At 71.2% G+C, this 21,508-nt stretch carries 25 protein-coding genes; 8 read left to right on the plus strand and 17 right to left on the minus strand.

Annotated elements, in window-relative coordinates; translation table 11 throughout:
• Positions 1–247 precede the first annotated feature (247 nt).
• Together NUT86_RS24010 and NUT86_RS24015 are read left to right on the plus strand one after the other, a co-directional pair.
• The gene (locus NUT86_RS24010) at positions 248–1,327 is read left to right on the plus strand and encodes a C40 family peptidase (protein WP_159489137.1); all 1,080 of its coding nucleotides are present in this window, start codon (positions 248–250) and stop codon (positions 1,325–1,327) included.
• A 297-nt stretch (positions 1,328–1,624) separates the two neighbouring features.
• Positions 1,625–3,025 (plus strand): PP2C family protein-serine/threonine phosphatase, encoded by a 1,401-nt coding sequence (locus NUT86_RS24015; RefSeq protein WP_274737502.1) that lies wholly within the window; start codon positions 1,625–1,627, stop codon positions 3,023–3,025.
• Between the two features lie 42 nt (positions 3,026–3,067).
• Here the strand turns inward: NUT86_RS24015 and NUT86_RS24020 are convergent, their stop codons facing one another.
• The 6 genes from NUT86_RS24020 to NUT86_RS24045 form a co-directional block, all read right to left on the minus strand.
• A complete protein-coding gene (locus NUT86_RS24020; RefSeq protein ID WP_018093407.1) occupies positions 3,068–3,412 on the minus strand; it encodes a DUF2516 family protein in 345 nt (114 codons plus the stop codon).
• Positions 3,413–3,600: 188 nt separating this feature from the next.
• Positions 3,601–4,236, minus strand: coding sequence for a hypothetical protein (locus NUT86_RS24025; protein ID WP_018093408.1), 636 nt, complete (start codon positions 4,234–4,236; stop codon positions 3,601–3,603).
• A gap of 33 nt (positions 4,237–4,269) precedes the next feature.
• Positions 4,270–4,716, minus strand: a complete 447-nt coding sequence (locus tag NUT86_RS24030) for a helix-turn-helix domain-containing protein (protein ID WP_018093409.1) — start codon at positions 4,714–4,716, stop codon at positions 4,270–4,272.
• Between the two features lie 310 nt (positions 4,717–5,026).
• Positions 5,027–5,926: a GNAT family N-acetyltransferase gene (locus tag NUT86_RS24035; RefSeq protein WP_274737503.1), complete on the minus strand. Its 900-nt coding sequence runs from the start codon at positions 5,924–5,926 to the stop codon at positions 5,027–5,029.
• Positions 5,927–6,004: 78 nt separating this feature from the next.
• Positions 6,005–6,919, minus strand: a complete 915-nt coding sequence (locus NUT86_RS24040; RefSeq protein WP_342456255.1) for a maleylpyruvate isomerase N-terminal domain-containing protein — start codon at positions 6,917–6,919, stop codon at positions 6,005–6,007.
• 136 nt (positions 6,920–7,055) lie between these two features.
• The gene (locus NUT86_RS24045; protein WP_274737504.1) at positions 7,056–7,958 is read right to left on the minus strand and encodes a putative protein N(5)-glutamine methyltransferase; all 903 of its coding nucleotides are present in this window, start codon (positions 7,956–7,958) and stop codon (positions 7,056–7,058) included.
• A gap of 522 nt (positions 7,959–8,480) precedes the next feature.
• Between NUT86_RS24045 and NUT86_RS24050 the strand changes: the two genes are divergently transcribed.
• The 3 genes from NUT86_RS24050 (at position 8,481) to NUT86_RS24060 (ending at position 10,553) form a co-directional block, all read left to right on the plus strand.
• The gene (locus NUT86_RS24050; RefSeq protein ID WP_093644520.1) at positions 8,481–8,900 is read left to right on the plus strand and encodes a hypothetical protein; all 420 of its coding nucleotides are present in this window, start codon (positions 8,481–8,483) and stop codon (positions 8,898–8,900) included.
• Entirely contained in the window at positions 8,897–9,223 is a 327-nt protein-coding gene (locus NUT86_RS24055; RefSeq protein ID WP_018093415.1) for a winged helix-turn-helix domain-containing protein, read from the plus strand. The genes NUT86_RS24050 and NUT86_RS24055 overlap by 4 nt, the downstream gene beginning before the upstream one ends.
• Positions 9,224–9,560: 337 nt before the next feature.
• Complete coding sequence (locus tag NUT86_RS24060; RefSeq protein WP_159486851.1) at positions 9,561–10,553, plus strand: aldo/keto reductase; 993 nt, start codon at positions 9,561–9,563, stop codon at positions 10,551–10,553.
• A gap of 125 nt (positions 10,554–10,678) precedes the next feature.
• Here NUT86_RS24060 and NUT86_RS24065 read toward each other — a convergent pair whose 3' ends face one another.
• Both NUT86_RS24065 and NUT86_RS24070 read right to left on the minus strand, forming a co-directional pair.
• Positions 10,679–11,053 (minus strand): VOC family protein, encoded by a 375-nt coding sequence (locus NUT86_RS24065; RefSeq protein ID WP_266450365.1) that lies wholly within the window; start codon positions 11,051–11,053, stop codon positions 10,679–10,681.
• On the minus strand, positions 11,053–11,640 hold the full coding sequence (locus NUT86_RS24070; RefSeq protein ID WP_274740603.1) for a TetR/AcrR family transcriptional regulator: 588 nt from the start codon (positions 11,638–11,640) through the stop codon (positions 11,053–11,055). Before NUT86_RS24070 ends, NUT86_RS24065 begins: the two co-directional genes overlap by 1 nt.
• A 204-nt stretch (positions 11,641–11,844) precedes the next feature.
• Here NUT86_RS24070 and NUT86_RS24075 point away from each other — a divergent pair, with 204 nt between their 5' ends.
• Positions 11,845–12,255 carry a VOC family protein gene (locus tag NUT86_RS24075; protein ID WP_148593426.1) on the plus strand — a complete coding sequence of 137 codons (411 nt, stop codon included), beginning with the start codon at positions 11,845–11,847 and terminating at the stop codon, positions 12,253–12,255.
• Between the two features lie 682 nt (positions 12,256–12,937).
• Here the strand turns inward: NUT86_RS24075 and NUT86_RS24080 are convergent.
• Both NUT86_RS24080 and NUT86_RS24085 read right to left on the minus strand, forming a co-directional pair.
• Complete coding sequence (locus NUT86_RS24080) at positions 12,938–13,297, minus strand: winged helix-turn-helix transcriptional regulator (RefSeq protein WP_266450369.1); 360 nt, start codon at positions 13,295–13,297, stop codon at positions 12,938–12,940.
• Positions 13,298–13,383: 86 nt separating this feature from the next.
• A complete protein-coding gene (locus tag NUT86_RS24085) occupies positions 13,384–13,797 on the minus strand; it encodes a VOC family protein (protein WP_018093421.1) in 414 nt (137 codons plus the stop codon).
• Positions 13,798–13,958: 161 nt separating this feature from the next.
• Between NUT86_RS24085 and NUT86_RS24090 the strand changes: the two genes are divergently transcribed.
• Positions 13,959–14,543 (plus strand): TetR/AcrR family transcriptional regulator, encoded by a 585-nt coding sequence (locus tag NUT86_RS24090; protein ID WP_093644558.1) that lies wholly within the window; start codon positions 13,959–13,961, stop codon positions 14,541–14,543.
• A 14-nt stretch (positions 14,544–14,557) separates the two neighbouring features.
• Here NUT86_RS24090 and NUT86_RS24095 read toward each other — a convergent pair whose 3' ends face one another.
• From NUT86_RS24095 to NUT86_RS24110, 4 genes are all read right to left on the minus strand, one after another.
• Positions 14,558–15,124 (minus strand): NADPH-dependent FMN reductase, encoded by a 567-nt coding sequence (locus NUT86_RS24095; protein ID WP_093644504.1) that lies wholly within the window; start codon positions 15,122–15,124, stop codon positions 14,558–14,560.
• A gap of 166 nt (positions 15,125–15,290) precedes the next feature.
• Positions 15,291–15,722 carry an ankyrin repeat domain-containing protein gene (locus NUT86_RS24100; protein ID WP_018093424.1) on the minus strand — a complete coding sequence of 144 codons (432 nt, stop codon included), beginning with the start codon at positions 15,720–15,722 and terminating at the stop codon, positions 15,291–15,293.
• A 716-nt stretch (positions 15,723–16,438) separates the two neighbouring features.
• Positions 16,439–17,497 (minus strand): asparaginase, encoded by a 1,059-nt coding sequence (locus NUT86_RS24105; RefSeq protein WP_159486843.1) that lies wholly within the window; start codon positions 17,495–17,497, stop codon positions 16,439–16,441.
• Positions 17,498–17,546: 49 nt separating this feature from the next.
• A complete protein-coding gene (locus NUT86_RS24110; RefSeq protein WP_018089715.1) occupies positions 17,547–18,092 on the minus strand; it encodes an RsiG family protein in 546 nt (181 codons plus the stop codon).
• Positions 18,093–18,462: 370 nt separating this feature from the next.
• Here NUT86_RS24110 and dtd point away from each other — a divergent pair, with 370 nt between their 5' ends.
• Positions 18,463–18,888: a D-aminoacyl-tRNA deacylase gene (dtd, locus tag NUT86_RS24115; RefSeq protein WP_026169644.1), complete on the plus strand. Its 426-nt coding sequence runs from the start codon at positions 18,463–18,465 to the stop codon at positions 18,886–18,888.
• 81 nt (positions 18,889–18,969) lie between these two features.
• Here dtd and ygfZ read toward each other — a convergent pair whose 3' ends face one another.
• Genes ygfZ through NUT86_RS24130 form a run of 3 tightly spaced genes read right to left on the minus strand, consistent with a single transcriptional unit; the run spans position 18,970 to position 21,501 of the window.
• Positions 18,970–19,950 carry a CAF17-like 4Fe-4S cluster assembly/insertion protein YgfZ gene (ygfZ, locus tag NUT86_RS24120; RefSeq protein WP_159486841.1) on the minus strand — a complete coding sequence of 327 codons (981 nt, stop codon included), beginning with the start codon at positions 19,948–19,950 and terminating at the stop codon, positions 18,970–18,972.
• Between the two features lie 31 nt (positions 19,951–19,981).
• A complete protein-coding gene (locus NUT86_RS24125; protein ID WP_159486840.1) occupies positions 19,982–20,419 on the minus strand; it encodes a Fur family transcriptional regulator in 438 nt (145 codons plus the stop codon).
• A 47-nt stretch (positions 20,420–20,466) separates the two neighbouring features.
• Positions 20,467–21,501, minus strand: a complete 1,035-nt coding sequence (locus NUT86_RS24130; RefSeq protein WP_274737505.1) for an ABC transporter substrate-binding protein — start codon at positions 21,499–21,501, stop codon at positions 20,467–20,469.
• Positions 21,502–21,508 lie beyond the last annotated feature (7 nt).

Below are 21,508 nucleotides of genomic sequence, written 5' to 3' on the forward strand. Positions count from 1 at the left end.
CATCGGCTGGGTGCGGGGGGAGAAGTGCTCGCCTACCCGTGCGAAACGGCCCGTCACCCTGTTGAATTACCAGTCGGTATGGCAGCATCCGCGCCTGGGAAGACGCGAATCGGTGCGGAACGACCGGAGGTGGCTGGTGGGGAGCCAGGGGGCACGGCAGGACGTTCAGGGCGTACGAGGCATGCGGGGGATAAGGGGTGTAAGGGGCGGTCGGCTGGTGGCGTGCACCGCCGTCGTCCTGTGCGTGATGGGGCTGCTCGGCAGCACGGCGACGGCCGCCTACGCCGACGACCCGAAGAACCCGGCCGCGGACGCACGGCGGGCCGGGGGCTCCGCGGCCGCCGCGGACGCCGACGCCCGCCGCCTCGACGATGTACGCAAGAAGATCGACGCCCTCTACCGCAAGGCCGAGCAGGCCACCGACGCCTACAACGCCGCCGAGGAACAGGTCGAGCTCCAGCAGAAGGAGATCGTCAGGCTGGCGCGCAGCATCGACAGCACCCAGCGCAAGCTGGCCGCCCTCAAGCGGCAGGCGGGCTCGCTGGCCAGCGCCCAGTACCGCGGCGGGGGGCTGCCCTCCGAGGCGAAGCTGATGCTCGACGCCGACCCGGAAGGCTTTCTCGACAATGCCACTCTGGCCCGTAAGGGGGAGTTCGCCGCCAAGCGTGTGATCCGTCAACTGGCCCGGCTCAAGGGTGACTTGGAGAGCTATTCGGACTCCGCGACGGACCGCTGGGAGCAGCTGGAGGCGAACCGCAAGAAGAAGGAAAGCGCCCAGCGGGACATCAAGAAAAAGATCGACGAGGCGAAGAAGCTGGAATCCCGGCTGGCCACCAAGGAAAAGGACCGGCTGAAGAAGCTGGAGGACGAGCAGGCCTTCAAGCAGCAGCAGAAGTGGCTCGACTCCGGTGTCCTGAATGACATCAGCAACAAAGCGTCGGCGGCCGGCAAGAAGGCGATTTCCTTCGCCACCGCACAGCTCGGCAAGGATTACGTGTGGGGCGCCGAGGGTCCGGACACCTTCGACTGCTCCGGGCTGACCCTGCGGGCCTGGCAGGCCGGTGGCCGGACGATTCCGCGGACCTCACAGGAGCAGTGGCGGCAGCTGCCCCGCGTCGGCCTCAGGGATATGCGGCCGGGCGATCTGATCATTTATTTCTCGGATGCCAGTCATGTCGGGATGTATCTCGGTGACGGCGCAATGGTGCATGCGCCGCGGCCCGGCCGGCAGGTGACGATCACCGGCGCCGGCTCCATGCCGATCCTCGGTGTCGTCCGCCCCGACGGTGCGGCCGGCGGTGATGGCGCGCATCACACGGATGAATAATGACCGGATTGTTTGCTATCTGAGGGTTGTCGTGGCGTAGCTGAATGCACTCATGCGGGGTGATGTTCGTCATTCCGCATTCCGCCCTCCCCAGGTCAAATGGCTTATCGGGTGCGGCATATGACGATGGCCGATTGCCGCCGGGCATTCCATACCTCTCCGTACTGACGCTATGGTCGCCTGTCAGTGCCCGGTGTGCGCCTCACTCCTTTGACCGACGAGCGATGTGGAGCCGGGCACGGTGGTGCGCCGTCGGTGCCCATCGCACCCCTCGGGGGGAGGGAAGGAAGCAGACCAATGCCCGTACCCGTACCGCACCAGCGGACGGTCGTGCTGCCGCATCAGGCAGGACCGGCGGACGACGCCTGCGCGGACACCGCGCGGGTCGCCGACGCGCCGGGCGCGGGGGACGCCACGGCCCAGGGCACGAGCGCCCCGGCGCCGCAGGGCTTTCCGGAGCCCGGACAGCCCCTGTCGGCCGAGCAGCGACTTTCGGCCGAGCATGGACCCCTGCACCAGGGCCTGACCCTGCTCCTCATCGGCGAGGACCCCAACAGCCATGTCCCCGAGATGTGGGACTGGGCGGGCCGCAAGGTGCGCCTGCGCACCGCCCGCAACCTCACCGAGGCCGAGCGGCTGCTCACCGACGATGTGCACTGCATCCTGCTCGACCTGCCCCCGGCGGAGCGCACCGCCGACCGTGACAGCGGCGACGCCGGTGCCCCCGGCGACGAGCTGGGCATCCTGCGTGACGTCCTGCGCATGGCGACCTCGCACGCCGTCCTCGTCCTCACCTACGAGACGGACGCCGAGCGCGCCGCCGACGCCGTCCGCGTCGGTGCCCAGGACTACCTCTTCCGCGACGAGCTGGACGGTGCGGTCCTCAGCCGCGCGGTCCGCTACGCCGTCGAGCGCAAACGCGCCGACCTCGCCCAGCGCCAGCTGACCGAGTCGCGGATGCTCGCCCAGGAGAACGCCCGCCTGGAGCGCGGCCTGCTGCCCACGCCCCTGCTGGACGGCTCCGACCTCCGGTTCGCCGCCTGCTACCGCCCCGGCCGCAGCCGCGCGCTGCTCGGCGGCGACTTCTACGACACCGTCCGCACCCCGGACGGCACCGTCCACGCGATGATCGGCGACGTCTGCGGCCACGGCCCCGACGAGGCCGCCCTCGGCGTCGAGCTGCGGATCGCCTGGCGCGCGCTGACCTTCGCCGGACTCTGCGGCGACGAGCTGCTCGCCACCCTCCAGAAGGTGCTGGAGCACGAGCGCGCGGACGACGAGATCTTCGCGACGCTGTGCACCGTCGACATCTCCGCGGACGGCCGCCGCGCCGGTCTGTGCCTGGCCGGCCACCCCGCACCGCTGCTGGCCCGGGCCGGCGAGCACCCGCAGCTGCTGCCGTACGAATTCGGCGGCCCTGCGCTCGGTCTGCTGCCGCACGCCCGCTGGCCGCGCCGGCAGGTCGAGCTGGGCGGCTCCTGGAGCCTGATGATGTACACCGACGGTCTGATCGAGGGCCGGATCGGCAAGGGCAACCAGCGCCTCGGCCAGGAAGGCATGACCGAGCTGGTCAGCCGGCAGATGGCGGCCGGTCTCAGCGGTGAGGAGCTGCTGGACGCGTCGGTCAGGGAGGTCCGCGATCTGAACGGCGGCGAGCTGACGGACGACGTGGCCGTACTGCTGCTGGACCGGCGGTAATTGAGCCGGGGCTCCCGCGGGAGCCCCGGGGCCCGGCGTGGCTCAGCGCCCGCCGTTGTAGGGCCCGTACGGCCCGTCCGAGCTGGAGCCCCCACGGCGCGGGCCGCGGCCACCGCCGGAGACCTCCCGGAGCGCGGGCCGGACGTCGACCGTGTAGACGATCACCGCGATCACGCCGATGACCGGCAGGAACGACATGATCGGCAGAATGAACAGCAGCGCCGTGGCCAGGGCGAGGAAGATCAGCCACATGCCCTTGGTCTGCTTGCTCGCGGCGCGATAGGCGTCCTCACGGCGCACGGCCGCATCGATCAGCATCACCGCGGCATAGACGCCCAGGGCGAGCTGCACCCAGCTCAGAATGCTCTGGAACCCGTAAATCAGCACGCCCTACACCGCCCGTTCGCCATTCGTGTCGTCTCGGTCCACTGCTGCGGCCGACGGCCGCCCATGCGGCCCCACCGTACCCGCACAACGGGCCGGGCACCCGAAGTGTGCCCGGCCCGTGCGGTGAATCGGCGCCCCCGGCGCCGGGTGAGCGGGCTCACAGTCCCCTCACCTCGTGCGCTCCGCGGTCACTTGGCGGACGGCGGGGTGCTCTTCTTCGCGGGCGCCGGTGCCGGCTTGCGCTGCGCGACGGGCTTCTTCGGGGCGGCCGGCTTGGGCTGCGTCGACGGGGTGGCCTTGGTCTCGGCCTTGATCCCGTTGGCGGCCTGGTTCTTCGCGCCGCTCTTGTTCGCGGGCTTCTGCGCGGGCTTGTGCGCCGGCTCCGGCTCGATCGCCACAGCGAGGTCCTCGACCTGGTCGGCGGCCTCGCCGCGCCAGGTCGCCACGGCGCCCCGGCCGCGCTCGGCGAGCTCCTCGTAGCCCTCGCGGGTCCGGACGACGGCCTCGGCGGCCCGGCCCACGCCCTGCAGCGCCAGCTCCTGCGCCTGGTCCCGGACCTTCTTGATGTCACCGTCGAGCGAGCCCAGCAGCTCGGTCAGCTTCTCCTTGGCGTCCTTGGCCTGCTTGCTCACCAGGGCCTGGACGTCCTTGGGGTCGGTGCTGCGAACGGACTCGAAGCGCTTGGGCGCCTCGACCCGGATCTTCTCGACGAACTGCGGGACCTCGCCGAGCTTCTCGGCAGCCAGGTCGACGGTGCCGGCCAGGGCGTACAGCGGGGTCGCGTCGGTCAGGGCCTTGCGGAGGTCATCGGTGTTGATGGCCATGACGTTGTTCCTCCTGGAAACGAAATCGGTTGCTCAGGTGGCGTGCGGGCCGCCGTCGGCCTCTGTCTCGAGGGAGTCCGTGCCGCGCCCGTCCTCATGTCCGCTCGCAGCGGCGTCCTTGCCGCCGTTCCCGAGCCCGTTCTCCTTGCGGAAGGACTCGTAGATCTGCAGCAGGACCTGCTTCTGCCGCTCGTTCAGCGCCGGGTCGGTGAGTATCGCGGTCTGCACCTCGACCCCGTCCAGACCGTGCCGCTCGTCCAGGATCCCGGCCTGGACGTACAGGGTCTCCGCGGATATCCGCAGCGCCTTGGCGAGCTGCTGCAGAATCTCCGCGCTCGGCTTGCGCAGACCGCGCTCGATCTGGCTGAGGTACGGGTTGGACACCCCGGCGGCATCTGCGAGCTGCCGCAGACTCAGCTGCGCGGTGCGCCGCTGCTCCCGCAGGAACTCGCCGAGATTGCCGACGTTGAGTGATGCCATACCCCGATGGTGCCTCGCCGTGCTAACTATTGCAAGCAAGCGCTAGCAATAGTGCTCTGGTCGGGTGGGGAGGGGGGTGGGGAGGCTGAAGGGGAGGCCGATGGGGAGGTCGAGTTTCAGCCGTCGGGCGGGCGCCGTACTCCCTGCCTTTCGGCTGCCCGGGGCGGGTATCGTCACGCCCTCAGCGCGCACGTCCGTGGTCCCGGGGGCGGACGTAGGCCCGTGGTCCCGGGGCTGCGGTAGAGGGTCGGAGGTAGGCCTGCAGCCCCCGGTCAGACGTAGGTGTGCAGGTCAGACGTAGATATGCAGGTCAGGCGTAGGTGTGTGTCCGCGTGTACGGGGTGAAGCCCAGGGAATCGTAGAGCCGTTTGGGAACGGGGTACTCGGCGTCGCCCCGGCATTGGACGACGGCGCGCCGGCCGCCGGCCGCGGCGAACGCCCGCAGCACCGCGAGGCAGACGGCACGCGCCAGACCGCGCCGGCGGTGCTCGGGGTGGGTGCCGACCGGCTCGAACACGCCGGTGCCGAGGGCCGCGTCGTACCAGCCCTGGCAGTAGGCGGCGACGTCACCGGCAGGAGACGCCACGACGAGGTCGAACTCGGCCCGGTACGGCCAGATTTGCCGCATCCGCGCATGGCGCTCGGTGGTCACCCGCGTCGAGCCGAACGCGGCGCGGTGGGCCGCCGCCCGGCCGGCCACCTCCGCACGGGTCTGCTGCGCGCGGATCCGGTAGCCGTCCGGCAGCGGTGGCGCGTCCGGCAGATCCGCGAGCGACCGGCCGAGACCGACCATGAACGGCCCGCCGTCCGTACGGGTGAGGCCGTGCCGCTCCAGCGCGGCCCGCAGATGCGGCTCGGTCTCCGCGACCTCCGCGCTCAGCGCGCCGCCCGCGGTACGCCCGGCCGCCCAGGCGAGCACCTCGTCGGCCAGCTCCGGGTGCGCCGGGTCGACCTGGAACTGCAGGCTGCCCGGCAGCTCCAGCCATGCCCAGGCCAGGGGCCGGTGGGCGGTGGGGGACCCGGCAGCGGGCGCGTCCCCGTCCCCGTCCGTCCAGACGGCCGTCGGGTTCTCGCTGTCCCGGTCGAGGGCGAGACACCAGGCCCAGGCGAGGTCTCCGATGTGCCGGTAGCCGGTGTCCGGAAAGAGGCGCCCGGCCAGACTCTGCATGGCGCGCAGCGCCACGGGACCGGTGTACTCATGGCGCTGCACGGGGTGTTGTCCTCACGTGGGTTGACGATGCGTGGGTCGACGATGTCGCCTGCTCCGGCGCCGTGGTGGCCACCGTCCTCACTCCTTGAGCCAGAAGCTGACGCCGTCGAGCCAGGCGTCGAGCAGCGGCAGGTCTCCGACGATCTCGATGCTGTTGCTGCCGTCGTTGCCGCTACCGCTGGCGCTGTTGTTGCCGCTGCTGGTCGTCCTGGCCTCATGGGTGGCGCGGCGGCCGTAGACGAGCAGCAGGAGTTCGGCCAAGGGGGCGCGTACGGCGACGGTGGCCGGGGCGTGGGTGCGGCTCCAGGTGAGGGTGTCGCCGTCGAGGCCGATCAGCCAGTCCGCGGCCGTCTCCGGGGTGGTGTCGGTGGCGTGGAAGTGGAGGGTGCGGCCCTCGGACATCAGATCGCGCAGCTCCGGCTTGGCCTCGAAGACCAGCGGCAGGGAGGCGAAGCCCATCCACTCGTCGAGGGCGTCGATGGCGACCTCTTGGGCGACGGTGAAGGCCGGAACGCCGGGGGCGGGAGCCGGGCCGGGGGTGGTGGTGTGTGGAGCGGGGGAGGCCGCGGCGATCGCGAAGTCCGCGTCGGCGCGGTGGACGACCGTCTCGTGCACCATACGGCGGGCCCAGAACTCCGGGGTCCCACCGGGAGCCACGGTCCACACCTGGGCTTCGGGGCCCGCCGCCCGCAGTGTGTCCGCCAGTTGTCCGGCGCCCTCGGCGAGCCAGGCGTCGACCGCGGCGAGGTCCTTCCCCGTGGCGCCGGAGACATCGTTGACCAGCTCGTCGGAGACGGGCTCCGCCGCCCGGGTCCGTACGATCGTCTCCGCCCAGCGATGTGCCCCGCCCAGATGCCACAGCAGCTGGCCGAGGTTCCAGTCGGGGCAGGTGGGTACGGGCGTCGCCAGATCGGCGCCCTCGATGCGGGACCTCAGCAGGTCGGTCTGAGCGACGATTTCGGCACAGTAGCGGGCATAGCTCATCGACGGCATGCCGTCACGGTAGAGCGCCGCCGGGCCGGATCCCAGCGCATTTTTCCGGGTGGGCCGCAGGCGGCGGGCGGCGGGCCGCGACGGGCGTGCGACACTTCCGCGCCCCCGCCCCCCCCGCCCGCCGCCCTCCCGCTCGTCACGAGGTTCCCGCTGCCTCCTGCTTGTTGCGACGGCCCGCTATCGCGTTCCCCTCCGCGGGCCGGGTCCCGATGATGACCGTGGCGTAGAGCTCCTCGGAGTCGGTCACCGTGGGGAGCAATCCGTTGCGGGTGAAGGCCTCGACCGCCTGCCGGGCCTGCCGTTCGCTCGTCTCGACCAGCAGATGGCCTCCTGGCGCCAGCCACTGGGGCGCGGCCGCGGTCACCCGTCGCAGGACGTCGAGCCCGTCCGCCCCGCCGTCGAGCGCCACCAGCGGCTCGTACTCACGGGCCTCGGGCGGCAGCAGCCCGACCTCTTCGGTCGGTACGTAGGGAACGTTGGCCACCAGGACATCGATACGGCCGCGGAGCCCGGTGGGCAGCGCGTCGAAGAGGTCGCCCTCGTAGACCTCACCCCCGGCGGGAACGACGTTGCGGCGGGCGCAGCGCACCGCGGCGGGCTCGATGTCCGCCGCGTACAGCTCGACCCGGCCCAGGGCATCGGCCAGTACGGCGCCCACCGCGCCGGAACCGCAGCACAGATCGACGACGACCGGGGGCCGCCCGGTGCGTTCGGCAGCCCGGAGGCCGAGGCCGACGGCCTGGCCCACGAGGAACTCGGTGCGGCGGCGCGGGACGAAGACGCCGGGATCGACGGTGACCCGCAGCCCGTAGAACTCCGCCCAGCCCACGACCTGTTCCAGGGGCAGGCCGATGACGCGCCGCTCCACCATGGCGGCGAGTTCGTCCGGCGTGCGCGCGGTGGAAAGGAGCAGCTCCGCCTCGTCCTCGGCGAAGACACAGCCGGCGGCGCGCAGTTCGGCGATGACGGTGGAGCGGGAGTGCGGGGTGGAGCGGGAGGCCGCGAGGGGCGAGGGGAGCGGTGACGAGGTGGACGGCATCGGAGATGACGACATGTGAGCCTTTCGGGGCGCCGAGTGCGCTTCCCGGGTCACCTGTGCCGGACGGTCACCTGCATCGGGTGGACCGCACGGACGTGAACCGGGAGCACCTGCCTGGTCTGGCGGGGAATCGGTCTCACCTCCTCGGTCCGTTCACTGCTGGGAGCGCCACAGTACCTGACCTGGGCCTCGACGCACAGACGGACATGGCGCGGCCGCTGCGCCGCGACTGCCGCCCTCCGCTTCCCGGGCTCACCGGACCGCGGTCTCACGGCGTAACTCTCCTTGGCCGGAAAGTACTTGTCAGATTGGAAAGTACTTGTCACGCTGGATGCAGGAAGTCGGGGGCGGTTCGGAACTTCCGGAGTGCGACGTGCGACGTGCGACGTGCGACGGTCGAGCACGCGAGCCGGGGGTTCGGAGTGCCGACTCCGAGGCCCCAGACGGAAATCAGAGCGCCAAAAGGAAACAGCGCCAAAAGGAAACAGCGGCAGCGGAAGAGCAACACACAGGGGGAATCGCATGGCTGAGTACGCCTCACGGGACGCGGCGGCCGCACTGGCCCGGGCCAAGGAGCTGGGCTCGACAGTGCGGAACGGCACGAAGTGGTATGTCCGGTATCAAGTGATCTACGGCTGCGCGGCCGCGGTCATGGTGCTGTCCGTCGGGCTCTTGGCCCCGCCGTATGGGGTGGCGATCGGCACCGGCATCTGGGTGGCCACCATCGTGGCACTGTCGGTCTACGCGGCCCGGCAGCGTGTTGCCCGGCGCGGGTTCGGGCGGCGGCACGCCGGCTTGATCACGGTGTGGGCGCTGCTCTTTCTCGCGGTACTGATCCCCGGCACCCTCTGGCATCAGGGTGCCGCGTCGTGGTGGGTACCCGGCGCAGTGGTGGTGGCCCTTCCCGGCCTGATAGGCGGCTATTTGGAGGCGCGACGGTGACCGAAACGCGTCACGGGGCACATCCACGTCACGAACTCGACGAGGTGATCCACGCCCCGGTCCGCTTCTCCATCGTGGCGACCCTGGCGGCCGCCGAGAAGGCCGAGTTCGCCTTCGTCCGCGACACCGTCGAGGTGAGCGACTCGGTCCTGTCGCGGCAGGTCGCCACTCTGGAGAAGGCCGGCTATGTCGCCGTCACCAAGGGGTACGTCGGCAAGCGCCCGCGGACCTGGCTCGCCCTGACGTCCGGCGGCCGCGCCGCCTTCGCCGCGCACTGCCAGGCGCTCCGGGCAATAGCGGGCGACGGAGCCGACGGAGGCTGACGGAGGCCACGGGGGAGGGGTGGGCAGGACCGCTGACGGGCGGTGAGGGCGCTGGGCAGGAAAGCAGGCAGGCAAGCTCGGCTCTGGGCGGGCGCAACCGGCGCCTGGGCGCAGTCCAGTTGACTTTGAGCGCACTCCAACTCATACCGTCCGGGACGGGATTCCGGAACAGGCCCGACACATGGGCCCCGGTCTCAGGGCTCTGGTCTCGGAGCCCTGGTCTCAGGGGGCAGGGTCCAGTGATCAGGCCTCAGCGATCAGGCCTCAGTGATCAGGTCTCTGGGATGGGTGCCGAGATCCCCGACCGTCCGCCGTACGTCCAGGAGGAAGCAGCAGCATGACCACGACGAACATCCCGACGCGTCACCTCGGTGAGCTGGTGGTCTCCGCGCAGGGGCTCGGCTGCATGGGCATGAGCCACGGCTATGGGGAGTCGGACGACGCACAGTCCGTCGCGACCATCCACCACGCGCTCGACCTCGGCGTCAGCCTCCTGGACACCTCCGACTTCTACGGAGCGGGACACAACGAGGAGCTGATCGGCCGGGCGATCGCCGGCCGGCGGGACGAGGTGGTGCTGGCGACGAAGTTCGGATTCGCCAACCGGCTCGGTGAGCCGACCATGATCCGCGGCGACGCCGCCTACGTACGCGAGGCCTGCGACGCCTCGCTGCGCCGGCTCGGGGTCGACCACATCGACCTCTACTACCAGCACCGCGTCGACCCCGATGTGCCGATCGAGGAGACCGTCGGTGCGATGGCCGAACTCGTCGCGGCCGGCAAGGTGCGTCACCTCGGGCTGTCCGAAGCGAGTGCGGCGACCCTCCGCCGGGCGCATGCGGTGCATCCGATCGCCGCGCTGCAGAGCGAGTGGTCGCTGTGGACCCGCGATCTGGAGGACGAGATCGCGCCGCTGTGCCGTGAACTCGGCATCGGTCTGGTGCCGTTCTCGCCGCTAGGGCGCGGATTCCTGACCGGGCGCTACACCTCGGTGAAGGGGCTGCCGGAGTCCGATGTGCGCCGCAGCCAGCCGCGCTTCGCCGACGGCAACCTGGAGCAGAACCTGGCCATCGTGGAGAAACTCGACGCACTCGCCGCCGAGAAGGGCGTCAGCGCCGGACAGCTCGCCCTGGCCTGGGTCCAGCACCGCGGGGCCGATGTCGTGCCGATCCCCGGCACCCGCCGCCAGAAGTACCTGGAGGAGAACCTCGGCGCCCTCACCATCGAGCTGACCGCCGAGGAACTCACCGCCATCGACGCCGCCGCCCCGGCAGGCCGAATAGCCGGAACGCGCTACGACGAGGTCAGCATGACGTTCGTCGACGGCTGACGGCTGACGGCTGACGGCTGACGGCTGACGGCTGACGGCTGACGGCTGACGGCTGACGGCTGACGGGCCTGGGGGCTGAGGGGGAGAAAGGGGGACGGGGGAGGACTGGCGGCCCGACGGTTCGGTCACTGCGGCGACATGACCTCGTAGAGGTTGTGGGAGTCGTCGCGGAAGAACAGGCCACGGGCGCACAGGGGATGGTCGGTCCGGCCGTTGTCCGGTTCGGTGGGGTCGCTGCCGTAGGGGATGCCGGCGGCCCGGAGGCGGGCGAGGATTCCGTCGAACGTCTCGGGGTCGACGTCGAAGGCGAGGTGATGGCCTTCGGCGTCCGGCGCGGTCATGAAGTCGAGGGTGAGCGTCTCGTTCACCCGGACCGGGAGGAAGTGTCCCCGTCGGCCGGCCGGCGGGAGTTCCGGCAGGCCCATGACCGAGGCGAAGAAGTGGGCGGCCGCGCGGTGATCGGCGGCCGGGACGATGGTGTGGTTGAGGGTCACGGCCATCAGGCGCTCCCGGGGGTGTTGAGGGTTCCGTGCAGCAGTACGGCGATGAGTTCCTCGGGGGTGAGCGGCGCACCGGCGTCCGGCGCCGGTGTCTGCAGCCGGGTGAAGAGCAGGCCCAGAAAGGCGGCGGCGACCTTCTCGGGGCTCAGGCGGAAGGCGGTCCGGTCGGGTTCGATCAGCTCGATGACGGCGTTGCGCAGGGCGGTGACGGACTGCGCCCGGCCGTCCGGCGGCGGATCCTCACCGTCCCGGGTGCCGGTGCCGGTGCCGGGCCCGCGGCCCCGACGGCGCCCCGAGGCGTGGAGGGCCTCGACGACGGTGCCCATGCGTTCCATATGGGCACGCAGCGCCTCGGCGGCCTCGGCCAGCCGGTCGGCGAGCGGCTCGTCCAGGGAGATCGAGGCGAGTTCGCGCAGCACATGGTCGGTGCCGACCGCCTCGGCGACACAGGCGTCCAGTACCTCGTCCTTGTCCTTGAAGGCCCGGAAGATCGTGGCCTCCCCGATGCCGGCGGCGCGGGCGATCTGGCTGGTGGTGACGGCCGCGCCGTACTCCGCCACGAGCGGCAGCGCGGCGGCCACGATCATGGCGCGACGCTCCTCGACGCTCATACCGGGCGCGCGTCGACGGGACGGTGGTGGTGTCATGACCCGACGGTACGGAGTGAGTACTCACTCCGTCAATGGATGCGCGTAGGCGCGCCCCGCTCCTTAGACTGCTTGCAGCGCGAGAGGGCCGGTTCCGACGGCCGCAGTTCTTGGGCCGTCGCCCGTACGGAAGGACGGCGAGCCATGGACTGGAAGCTCGAACTGGTGCCGGTTCCGGTCACCGATGTGGAACGGGCGAAGCGCTTCTACAGCGAGCAGATGGGCTTTGTCGTCGATCACGACATGAGCCTCGGCGACGAGGCGCGCATCGTGCAGCTGACGCCACCGGGATCGGGCTGCTCGATCGTCATCGGCGCAGGCAGCGGCGTCACGGAGGTGCAGCCAGGCTCGCTGCAGGGGCTGCAATTGGTGGTCCCCGACATCGCCGCGGCCCGTGCGCAACTGGTCGAACGGGGGGTGCCGGCCGGCCCCGTGCAGCATGTCGAGAACGGCGCGATGGTCGACGGTCCTGACGGGGCATGGAACTCGTTCGTCTACTTCAGCGACCCGGACGGCAATGGCTGGGCGTTGCAGGAACGACCTCCCGAGAGCTGAGCGGGGCGGGCCCGGCGAGCCCGGCGGGCGCGGCGGGCTCCTGGGGGCGGCGCGGTGGGGGTCCTGGCGGAAGGTGAATTCGGTTGCCCGGGACCGTCCCGATGCGCTTGCATCGGATGCTACGAGCTACGAGCTACGAGCTACGAGCTACGAGCTACGAGCTACGAGCCGCGGGCAATGGGCAACGGGCAACGACGATGGACGACTTCGGGCGACTGGTGAGGTGGGGCGGTATGGCGGCGGTGGGGAGCGGGGAGAGGGTGGCGCGGGCGGAGGAGGCGCTGCGGCTGTACGGGCTGTCCGAAGAGGGCTGGCGGCGGAGCCCGAGTGGGAATCTGCGGGAGTTGCTCACGGATCTCCTGCAGTGGTGCGACGCCACTCAGCACGGGTTTGAGCGGGCGCTGGCGGCCGCCCGTGCGCAACGCGAGGCGGAATCTCCCGGAGCTGTCGGAGCCGTCGGAGCCGCCGAAGGTGCAGCAGGCGCCGCGGGCACGGAGAGCACCGGGAGTGCGGGGGGCGCGGGGAGTCCCGGGGGTGTGGGAAGCGCCTGAGCGCCGTGCGAGTACCGGAGTTGGGGAGGGCGCGGGAGTGTCTGAGTGTCACGGATGCGGCCCGGGGCCGGGGGCCGGGGCCGGACGTTTCTGAGTGCCGTGGAGGCCCCGGCGGCAGCGGATGCCGGGGCTCAGGCCTCTGCCGGATGGCGCTGGGGGTAGGTGGCCTCCAGGTGGGCCATATGGGCGCGGCCCCAGGCGCCGAGGGGGGCCAGTGCCTCGTTCAGTGAGAGGCCGAAGTCGGTGAGTGAGTATTCGACCTTCGGTGGCACCTGGGGAAAGTTCTCGCGGTGCACGATGCCGTCGGCCTCCAGTTCGCGCAGCTGCTGGGTCAGCACCTTTTCGCTGATCCTCGGCAACTCCCGCCGTAGTTCACCGAACCGCTGTGGGCGCTCGGCCAGCGCCCACAGCAGCAGCACCTTCCATTTGCCGCCGATGACGTCCACCGCGGCGTCCAGTCCGCATTCGTACGGGCCCTTGCGTGCGCTCATGACGTTCCCCCTGGTGTGGTCCTTGCCGGGCCAAGTATCGGACGCGTACCGGCCCGGCGGGCAAGGGAGTTCGGCGCGAGGGGCGCTCACAGGCCCTGGGCGGCCATCCACTCCGGGTCGGGGTCGATGTTCTGCAGTACCTCGATCAGGGTGCCCTCGGGGCCCCATACGTTGAAGCGGCGCTGGCCCCACGGCTCGTCCCGCAGGGGTTCGGCGATGGAGACGCCCTTGGCGCGCAGGGCGGCCTCCTCGGCCGCGGCGTCCGTCACGAGGAAGCCGAGGAGTACGCCGCCGGTCTCCTGGGTGCGGAAGCCGGCGGGCATGGCCTCATGGCCGCGCTGGACGAAATCCAGGGTGTATTCGGGGTGTTGGGGGTGCTGGAGGCTGGCGTACCAGTCCAGCTCCGCCAGCGGGCGGAAGCCGAAGTGGTCGGCGTAGAAGCGGGTGCTGGCGGCGACGTCGTCGGTGAGCAGGGCGGTGCCGATTTTGGCGAAGCGCATGGTGATCCTCTCCGTTGGCGGCGGCCGGTCCGCAGCGCAACAACTCCAGTTGTAGTACTTTGACTGTAGTGGTTGCTAGTGGTTTTCGGAGAAGAGTTTTCCGGGAGTCCGGGAGGGGCCGGGCCCGGAGGGGACGGGCGATATGGAGCGAGGTGGACGACATGGTGCGTAACCCTGAGCGGCGGGCTGCGCTGGTGGATGCCGCGATCGAGGTGCTGGCGCGGGACGGTGCGCGCGGGCTGACGTTCCGGGCCGTCGATACGGCCGCGGGCGTGCCCCACGGCACCGCCTCCAACTACTTCGCCAGCAGGGACGATCTGCTGGCCCAGGTCACCGCGCAGATCCATCAGCGCATCGCGCCGGACCCGGACGAGGTCACCGCGGTGATGGCCGCGCCGCCGAGCCGGGCACTGGTCGTCGAGCTGATGGGGTGGATCAATCGTCGGGTGGCCGAGAACCGCACCGGCTACCTGGCGATGCTGGAGCTGCGCCTGGAGGCGACCCGGCGGCCCGAGCTGCGGGCGGAGCTGACCCGGGCCATCCGGGCGACCCTCGACGACGACATCCGCTTCCACCTGGAGAACGGGCTGCCGGGTGACCGTACCGCCGTGGTGTTGATCTACCTCGCCATGACGGGGCTGATGCTGGAGCAGCTCACGCTGCCCGGGGTGGTGCCGGACGAGGAGACCGAGGGGCTGATCTCGGCGCTCGTCGACCGTGCGATCGGGCCGGAGGACGAGAAGTAACGGGCGCGCGGGTCCTAGCCGGCGTACGGGCGGGTCGCGCGGGCCTCGCGAAGGGTTACCGCCCACCAGGTGAGCTGATGGAGCAGGGTGTCGGCGGCCTGGGCGGCCGGGGCCGGGTCGTGCAGGTGGCCGGTGTCGTCGAAGAGGTTGCCGGCGAGCGGGAAACTCACCGTTTCGCGCACCGTGGTGGCGTGCAACTCGGCGAACACCAGGCGCAGTTGCTCGACGGCGCGGAGGCCGCCGGAGATCCCGCCGTACGACACGAAGCCGACCGGCTTGGCCTGCCACTGGGGGTGCAGCAGGTCGATGGCGTGCTTGAGCGGGGCCGGGAAGGAGTGGTTGTACTCCGGGGTGATCACGACGAAGGCGTCCGCCTCGTCGACGCGCTTGGCGAAGGCCTCGTACTCCTCACTGCCGTAACGGAGTTCGTACGGGCGGACGGCGTCCAGGTCGATGACGTCCACGTCGATGTGCGGGTGGCTCTCGGTGTGCCGGGTGAACCAGTTCGCGATGACGGGCGCGAACCGGCCCTCCCGGGTGCTGCCGATGATCACTGCGAGGCGGTACGGGTGCTCGGACATGCGGGGCCCTTCGTGGCGTGCGGCGTGAGCCGGTGAGCGGCGGGGTGCCGTCGGGACTGGACGCTAGGACCTCAACCGAGCTTGAGGTCAAGCGGGCAGAGTGGCGCGCCCGTGCGCCGCCACCTGGGCCGTCTGCCGGGCCCCGCCTACCGGGCCGCCTGCCGGGTCACTCCGCCCCGAACAGCTTCAGCAGCTCCGCCTTCTCGAACATTCGGGCCGTGTCGATCGCCGACGGGGTGCCTGCCGCCGGGTCCGCGCCGTGTGCGATCAGGACCTTGACGACCTCGTCCTCGGCCTTGAAGACCGCGCCGGCGAGCGGGGTCTGGCCGCGGTCGTTGGGGCGGTCGGCGTCGGCGCCGCGCTGCAACAGGGCCTCCACGGTGGCGGGGTGGCCGTGGTACGCCGCCAGCATCACGAGCGAGTCGCCCTTGTCGTTCGTCAGGTTGGCGGGTACGCCCGCGTCCACGTATGCGGCGACGGTGTCGGTGTCGCCGTGCCGTGCCAGGTCGAACACCTTGGCCGCGAGCTGCAGCACCTCGGGGTCGTGCGCGTGCTCGATCGCCTCGGGCCCCTGCGGCTCGGAATTCGCGTCGCTCATGGTCGCCGGCCTCCTGCTGGTGGTGGGTGATACGTGCGTGCACTGTGTCATCGCCACTTTATGCAGGCCATGGCCGCTGCGGCAGCGGGCGCGGGGTTGCCGTGTGGGCTGGGTTTGGTGCGGGTTTGCCGTGGGCTGGCGCCGGTTCGCCTACGGGTTGTGGGTGGTGGGGTCGGAGGGGACGCCCGGTAACCCGTCCTCGGCGCGGGCGACGCGGGTCCCGGAGGTTCTTCACCCCGTTGTTCGCTCCGGGTCCTGCGGGCGGCTCACCGGACATCCCCTCCGACCGCCGTACGTACGCGGCTGACCCGCCGTACCAATCACCGTCACGACCATGCGCGGCACCCCTTGGCAGGGACCTGGTCGAGCCACCCGCAGATGGGACGCGGCCGAGGTGAGGGCCGTAACGGACGGTGTCACCGGCCGACAGTCGGCGACGCTGGACGGTTGGAGGGGATGTACCGGTGCCCGCCCGCAGGACTGGAGCGAACGCCGGGGCAATCAATCCCACGTAGCCGCGTCGCCCGCGCCGAGGACGGGTACCGGTGCGTCCCCTCCGACCCCCGCGGCAACCACGCACCCCGCAAACCCCCAGCCCCCACCAACCCGCAGAAGTCAGGCGACGGATCGGCCGCGCCACGAAGGGGCGCGGGGAACGGCGCGACCAGCCACAACACCCCCGCAGACGAACAACGCAACCGCAAAGCCCCCACGGCTCAGAACGCCGCGCGGATTCCCCCCACCCGCGTGCCGCCGCCAAGGAGAGGAGCGTCCTCAAGGCGGGTGAGGACGGGGACGTCGAGGCCCATGAGGCGGAGGGTGCGGGCGAGGACGGGGCCGAGGGTGCGCGTGGCGCCGTCGTCGATCTTGAAGGCCAGGGCGCGGCCGTCGGGGAGGGCCAGGGCCTGGACGGCCTCGGCGCCCATCTTGGAGAGGGTGCCGGGGAGGGCCTGCATCAGCCACGTGTCGGGGCGGCGGGTTCCGGCGACGTACTCCGGGTGGGCGCGCATCGCATCCGCGACCCGTCGCTCAGGGGTGCCGGGATCGGCCATGACGAAGTGCCGGAAGGCGCGGGCCAGCCCGGTCAGCGACAGCGACAGCAGAGGCGCCCCGCAGCCGTCCGTGCCGACATGGGCGACGTCCTCGCCGCTTGCGGTGCGAACCCCCTCGGCCACCAGCTGCTGCAGCGGATGGGCCTCGTCGAGGTACGTGGCGAGCGGCCAGCCGTTGAGCGCGGCGGCGGCCAGCATCGCGGTGTGCTTGCCCGAGCAGTTCATGGTGAGGCGGTCGCGGACCTGGCCGGAGGCGAGGTAGGCCTCCGCCTCCTCGGGGTCCAGCGGCAGGTCGGCGGGCGTCTGGAGGTGGTCGGCGGTCAGACCGTGCTCGGCCAGCATGGTCCGTACGAGGTCGAGGTGGAACGGCTCGCCGGAGTGGCTCGCGGCGGCCAGCGCCAGCCGCTCGCCGGAGAGGTCCAGACCCGCCCGCAGCACCGCCGCGGCCTGCATCGGCTTGTTCGTGGAGCGGGGGAAGACGGGGGCGGTGACATCGCCCAGCGCCCACTCCACGCTGCCGTCGGCGGCGAGCACCACGAGGGAACCGCGGTGCCGGCCCTCGACGAAGCCGGAGCGGACGACCTCGGCGAGGACGGGGGAGACGGCGGAGGAAGCGGGTGAAGCGGAGGAAGCGGAGGAAGCGGGGGAAAGCGCGGCCGCCGGGGAATCCGGGGACGTGGTGGATTCCGAGGTCGGCTCGGATATGGGGGTGGGCGAGGTCATCGTCGGCCTTCCGGGAGTGGCCTGCGCCCCCCTGAGGCTTGTGGCCCGGTCAGGACAGCAGGTCGTCTACTTGCGCTTCGCCTTCACGGTACCTGCGGGCAATTTCGGCGCTGCAATCGTCGGTGGTGCGCTGCAGGGACTGACGGCGCCGGGACACCTGCTGTTCGTAGCGGATCAGCCGGCCCATCGCGTCGTGCAGCTCCTGGTCCGTACGCGCGGTGAGGTCGGACAGCTCCACCTCGCCGAGCATGTCCTCGGCGAGCCTGCGGTACTCCTCGCTGTGCGGCGTACCGAGCGTCACATGCCGGGCGGAGGAGCGGTGCCGCGACGGCAGGTCCGTCAGGATCTCCGGGAGCCGGTCCAGCAGCGGTGAGTGCTGGGCGGTCCGGCGGGCGATCTCGGCCCGCAGGATATCGATCCGGCCCTGCAACAGCCGCCGCAGATAGCTGAGATCGGCCTCTTCCTGCTGGGAGTCACGCCGTACGACCCGTAGCTCGGGCAGCCCCAGGCCGGACAGATCGGGCGTGGTGGCCGGCAGGCAGCGGTCGCGCTGCTGCGGGGGGCGGGGGTGCTGCGCCTGGCCTGCCTGGAGCATGGGGCCGTCCTCGGTGCCGGGGGGCTCGACGCGAGCCGTCGCTGTGGTCGTCGTCAGGGCGGTGGGGGGTGGTGGGGTGGCGGGCGCCGGATGGGCGGGGTCCGTCGTGGGGGTGGTCGATGTCGTCCGTCCGGTCGGTGTCGTACGGGCGGTTGGTACGGGACCGGGTGTCTGTCCGGCGCCGAGAGTGCTCATGAATCGTTCCGTCCCCTCGTCCGGTGCCGCGTCCTGGGCATGTTGTCCATGAAACGCACCACGTGCACGCATCGTGCCACTCTGGGCGGTCCTTCTGCAGGGCCATGGCACCCGAACGGCCCCCGTGGGGGCACGGCTGTCCGAAGGCGGTGGGCCGCCCGGCATGATGGCGGGTATGCGAGCTGTGGTGCAAAGGGTTGACGGTGCCCGCGTCGAGGTGGCGGGCGAGACGGTCGGGGAGATCGTCGGTGAGGGGCTGTGCGTGCTGGTGGGGGTCACGCACGAGGACACGAAGGAGAAGGCGGCGCAGCTCGCCCGCAAGCTGTGGTCGGTGCGGATTCTGCAGGGCGAGAAGTCCTGCTCGGACACCTCGGCACCGCTGCTGGTGATCAGCCAGTTCACTCTCTACGGTGACGCCCGCAAGGGCCGCCGCCCCACCTGGAACGCCGCCGCACCGGGGCCGGTCGCCGAGCCGCTGGTCGACGAGGTCGTCGCGCAGCTGCGGGCGCTGGGCGCCCATGTGGAGACCGGCCGCTTCGGTGCGTCCATGAAGGTGTCGCTGACGAACGACGGGCCGTTCACGGTGATGGTGGAGGTGTAGCCCACCCCGGTGGTTTGCGCCGGGGTGGCCGCAAGCCCGCCCCGGTGGCCCGCGCCGGGTCGGCCCCACCGGGACCGGCCGTTACGGCTCGACGACGACCTCCTGGGCCGCGGCCGTGGTGCCCGCCATCAGGGGCGCGTCGACCGGCACGTTCCGCTTGACCAGGGCGAGCGCGATCGGGCCGAGCTCGTGGTGGCGGGCCGAGGTGGTGATGAAGCCGAGCTGCCTGCCCTCCTCGCCCTCCGAGGCGAGGCGGACGGGGGTGCCGTGCGGGGGCAGATGGACCTCGCTGCCGTCCAGGTGCAGAAAGACCAGCCGGCGCGGCGGTTTGCCCAGGTTGTGGACCCGGGCGACGGTCTCCTGGCCGCGGTAGCAGCCCTTCTCGAGGTGGACGGCGCTGCCGATCCAGCCCAGCTCGTGCGGGATGGTGCGGTGGTCGGTCTCCAGGCCCAGACGGGGGCGGTGGGCCTCGACGCGCAGGGCCTCCAGCGCCAGGACGCCGGCCGCCGGGCCGTGGTCCGCGGCGAAGGACTCCAGGTCGGCGCGCGGCAGGAACAGATCGCGGCCGTGTGCGGTCTCGCGTACGACGGCGTTTCCGGGCACCTCGGCGATGGAGCCGGCCGGTAGATGGACGAGGGCGATCTCGTCGGTGCGGTCGGCGACCTCGACCCGGTAGAAGAACTTCATGCTCTCCAGGTAGGCGATCAGCGCCTCCTGGTTGCCGGGTTCGGTGTGCATCCAGGTCGTCTCGCCGTCGTCGACGAGGGAGACCGCATGCTCGATGTGGCCGTGCGCGGACAGGACCAGCGCCTCGGTGGCATGGCCGGGCGGGAGGTCGCTGACGTGCTGGGTGAGCAGCAGATGCAGCCAGCTCAGCCGTTCGGGGCCGGTGACGGTGACCACGCCACGGTGGGAGAGGTCGACGAAGCCGGAGCCGTCGGCGAGGGCGCGCTGTTCCCGGAAGAGGTCGCCGTAGTGCGCGGCGACGCCTTCGTCGGGGGCCTCGGCCGGGACGGCGCCGGGCAGCGACAGCAGGGGGCTGGCGGGTGAAGGTCGCGGCATGGGGCCAGCCTACGACTCGGGGGCGACTGCCTCAGCCGTCGCCCTCGGCGGCCTTGGCGCGGCAGGCCGCACAGCACCCGAAGATCGCGAAGTGCTTCATGTCCGTCTCGAAGCCGAACTGTTCGCGCAGCATCGCCGTGAAGGGCTCGGCCACCGACAGATCCGCCTCGATGACCTCCGTGCAGTCCCGGCAGACCAGGTGCATGTGGTGGTGGCGGTCGGCGAGGTGGTAGGTCGGGGCGCCGTGTCCGAGGTGGGCGTGGCTGACCAGGCCCAGCTCTTCGAGGAGCTCCAGGGTGCGGTAGACCGTGGAGATGTTCACCCCGCCCGCCGTCTTGCGCACCTCGGTGAGAATGTCGTCCGGGGTGGCATGCTCCAGTCTGTCCACAGCCTCCAGCACGAGCTGACGCTGCGGGGTCAGGCGGTATCCGCGCCTGCGGAGGTCGCTCTGCCAGTCGGTGGTCACCACACGGCCAGTGTAGAAGGGCGGGCCGCGGGTGTCCGTACGTCGCCCGGTCAGCCGGCCGCCCGTACACCGCGCAGATAGCGGGCCAGGTCACTGACGGCGGCGGGGTTGCGGGGGCTCTCGACGAGGTCGGCGTAGTCCATGACGTAGATCCGGTGGTGCTTGACGGCCGAGACGCCGGCGAGCGGCCCGTACGACATCAGGAACGCCTTCTTCTGGGCGGCGGAGGTGTCGCCGTAGTTGTTGATGACGATGACGTCGGGGTCGCGGGCGACGACGGTCTCCCAGCCGACGGTCGTCCAGGAGTCCTTGAGGTCCTTCATGACGTGGTCGCCGCCGGCCTTGGTGATGATGTCGTGCGGTCCGGCGTACTTGCCCGAGGTGAAGGGCTTGTCGCGGCCGTCGTCGTAGAGGAAGACGGAGGGCCGGTCGGCGGGTGCGGGGGCCTTGGCGGCGGCGTCGGCCACCTGCTTCTTGTACTTCTTCACCAGGGCGGCGGCGCGGTCCTCGACGTTGAAGATCTTCCCGAGCGTCGTCAGGTCGGTGTAGAGCGCCTCCAGGGGCGGCATCACCCCGCGGGCGCCGTCCCTGCCGTTGCGGCAGGACTCGGTCAGCACATGGCTGCCGATGCCGAGCTTCTTCAGGGCGGCGGGGGTGAGGCCGTTGTCCTCGCCGAAGCCGTAGTTCCAGCCAGCGAAGACCAGGTCGGCGCGGGCGTCGAGGGCGATCTCCTTGGTGAGCGTCTTCTTGCCGAGCCAGGGGACCTTGTCGTACGCGGCCTTCCAGGGGACGCCGTCGAGGTCGCCCTTGTCGTCGGGCATGACATAGCCGGCCATCCGGTGCTCCAGGCCGAGCGCGAACATGATCTCGGTGATGCCGACGTCGTTGGTGACCACACGGGCGGGCGGCTTGTCGTAGGTGGTGCGCACGCCGCAGTTCTCCACGGTGACGGGGTAGTGGCCGGAGGCCTTGGCGGGGCGCCGGTCGTGCGCGGCGCCGCTGTCGTCGTCGGAGATCTTCGCGCCGCAGCCGGTCAGGGCGAGCGCGAGGGCGAGGGCGGTGAGCGGGGCGGTGGGGCGGCGCATGGTGGTC

The organism is Streptomyces sp. G7(2002) (assembly GCF_028870195.1).
GTDB classification, from domain to species: domain Bacteria; phylum Actinomycetota; class Actinomycetes; order Streptomycetales; family Streptomycetaceae; genus Streptomyces; species Streptomyces nigrescens.

Excerpts from the sequence above, each read along its gene's own strand:
- NUT86_RS24010 (WP_159489137.1), top strand. The coding sequence starts at position 248 with ATGGGGCTGCTCGGCAGCACGGCGACGGCCGCCTACGCCGACGACCCG.
- NUT86_RS24015 (WP_274737502.1), top strand. The coding sequence starts at position 1,625 with ATGCCCGTACCCGTACCGCACCAGCGGACGGTCGTGCTGCCGCATCAG.
- NUT86_RS24025 (WP_018093408.1), bottom strand. The coding sequence starts at position 4,236 with ATGGCCATCAACACCGATGACCTCCGCAAGGCCCTGACCGACGCGACC.
- NUT86_RS24030 (WP_018093409.1), bottom strand. The coding sequence starts at position 4,716 with ATGGCATCACTCAACGTCGGCAATCTCGGCGAGTTCCTGCGGGAGCAG.
- NUT86_RS24040 (WP_342456255.1), bottom strand. The coding sequence starts at position 6,919 with ATGCCGTCGATGAGCTATGCCCGCTACTGTGCCGAAATCGTCGCTCAG.
- NUT86_RS24045 (WP_274737504.1), bottom strand. The coding sequence starts at position 7,958 with ATGCCGTCCACCTCGTCACCGCTCCCCTCGCCCCTCGCGGCCTCCCGC.
- NUT86_RS24050 (WP_093644520.1), top strand. The coding sequence starts at position 8,481 with ATGGCTGAGTACGCCTCACGGGACGCGGCGGCCGCACTGGCCCGGGCC.
- NUT86_RS24060 (WP_159486851.1), top strand. The coding sequence starts at position 9,561 with ATGACCACGACGAACATCCCGACGCGTCACCTCGGTGAGCTGGTGGTC.
- NUT86_RS24065 (WP_266450365.1), bottom strand. The coding sequence starts at position 11,053 with ATGGCCGTGACCCTCAACCACACCATCGTCCCGGCCGCCGATCACCGC.
- NUT86_RS24070 (WP_274740603.1), bottom strand. The coding sequence starts at position 11,640 with ATGATCGTGGCCGCCGCGCTGCCGCTCGTGGCGGAGTACGGCGCGGCC.
- NUT86_RS24075 (WP_148593426.1), top strand. The coding sequence starts at position 11,845 with ATGGACTGGAAGCTCGAACTGGTGCCGGTTCCGGTCACCGATGTGGAA.
- NUT86_RS24080 (WP_266450369.1), bottom strand. The coding sequence starts at position 13,297 with ATGAGCGCACGCAAGGGCCCGTACGAATGCGGACTGGACGCCGCGGTG.
- NUT86_RS24085 (WP_018093421.1), bottom strand. The coding sequence starts at position 13,797 with ATGCGCTTCGCCAAAATCGGCACCGCCCTGCTCACCGACGACGTCGCC.
- NUT86_RS24090 (WP_093644558.1), top strand. The coding sequence starts at position 13,959 with ATGGTGCGTAACCCTGAGCGGCGGGCTGCGCTGGTGGATGCCGCGATC.
- NUT86_RS24095 (WP_093644504.1), bottom strand. The coding sequence starts at position 15,124 with ATGTCCGAGCACCCGTACCGCCTCGCAGTGATCATCGGCAGCACCCGG.
- NUT86_RS24100 (WP_018093424.1), bottom strand. The coding sequence starts at position 15,722 with ATGAGCGACGCGAATTCCGAGCCGCAGGGGCCCGAGGCGATCGAGCAC.
- NUT86_RS24105 (WP_159486843.1), bottom strand. The coding sequence starts at position 17,497 with ATGACCTCGCCCACCCCCATATCCGAGCCGACCTCGGAATCCACCACG.
- NUT86_RS24110 (WP_018089715.1), bottom strand. The coding sequence starts at position 18,092 with ATGCTCCAGGCAGGCCAGGCGCAGCACCCCCGCCCCCCGCAGCAGCGC.
- dtd (WP_026169644.1), top strand. The coding sequence starts at position 18,463 with ATGCGAGCTGTGGTGCAAAGGGTTGACGGTGCCCGCGTCGAGGTGGCG.
- ygfZ (WP_159486841.1), bottom strand. The coding sequence starts at position 19,950 with ATGCCGCGACCTTCACCCGCCAGCCCCCTGCTGTCGCTGCCCGGCGCC.
- NUT86_RS24130 (WP_274737505.1), bottom strand. The coding sequence starts at position 21,501 with ATGCGCCGCCCCACCGCCCCGCTCACCGCCCTCGCCCTCGCGCTCGCC.